The organism is Candidatus Poribacteria bacterium, assembly GCA_021295755.1.
Lineage (GTDB): Bacteria > Poribacteria > WGA-4E > WGA-4E > PCPOR2b > PCPOR2b.
Map to the genome: position 1 here is coordinate 8,883 of JAGWBT010000163.1, position 946 is coordinate 9,828.

Genomic DNA, 946 nt, shown 5'->3' on the forward strand with positions numbered 1-946 from the left:
ATTACTCCATCAATCATCAGGATGTTCGCCTCAATAGGTCCATCCTCTCGTTTAATTGTCAGTCGTGTTTTTTCTGATGCCCCTACTGTAGTGGCATCATTAACAATTTTCATATGCTGTGTGGGGGGGTCAAGATGGATGCGAACCGGATCGTCAACTTTACTGCCCGGGGAAATACGAAGGTGTACGCCGTTACGGTTAATCGTCAGTGCGCTTAGATGTGGGTAGTACCCACCGATAGGACCATCGTCCCACATCCAACCTTTGCCCCGCCGGATAGCGTCAAAGTAGGTTTCGTCTACCACAATATCGCCCTGCAAGGCTTTCGTATCCATTTCCACCAATCTTTCGACCATCTTTTCAAACACCGGATCACCGCCTCCTTTGAGGTAGATATTTCCCAGATTATCTTCAACGGGATCCGTATAAAGTGTGGTATGGAAACGGTAGTTTGGACCGAGTTTAACCAGTGCTGTTGCTGCGGTGATTAATTTCATTGTTGACGCTGGATGATACAATTTTTCAGCGTCTTTCTCATAAAGCACCTCTCCCGTTTTAAGCGAAACAACTTTCATTCCGACGTTTGAGGAAACTAAGGATGGGTCGTTCAGCGTGGTTTCAATTTTTGCCTGCAATCGTTGAACGGCTTCTGATGGCTTTGGCGGTGTGGGTGGTGGGACTTTGATTGTTGAAGATGTTCCGCAGCTATATAATACGGTGCAACAGAGCAGTGCACAAAACCAGAGACAAATTTGTGATATCTTCCGCATTTTCAAATAACTCCGTCTTGACGCAGGTCTGCGATTGCCTTATCGTTCAGCCCAAGCAGGTTAGTAAGAATCTCGTCGGTGTGTTCTCCGAGCAGCGGCGGCGGCATCCGCATCTGCGTTGGCGTTCCTGATAAATTAAGCGGTGTACCAGCCAATTGCACAGTTCCCGCTGTTGG

General features: G+C 47.7%; 1 protein-coding gene. It reads right to left on the reverse strand.

The window, feature by feature from the left end:
- The coding region (locus J4G02_19955; protein MCE2396803.1) for a D-alanyl-D-alanine carboxypeptidase at window positions 1-770 on the reverse strand (770 nt) is incomplete at its 3' end.
- Between the last annotated feature and the right edge of the window lie 176 nt (window positions 771-946).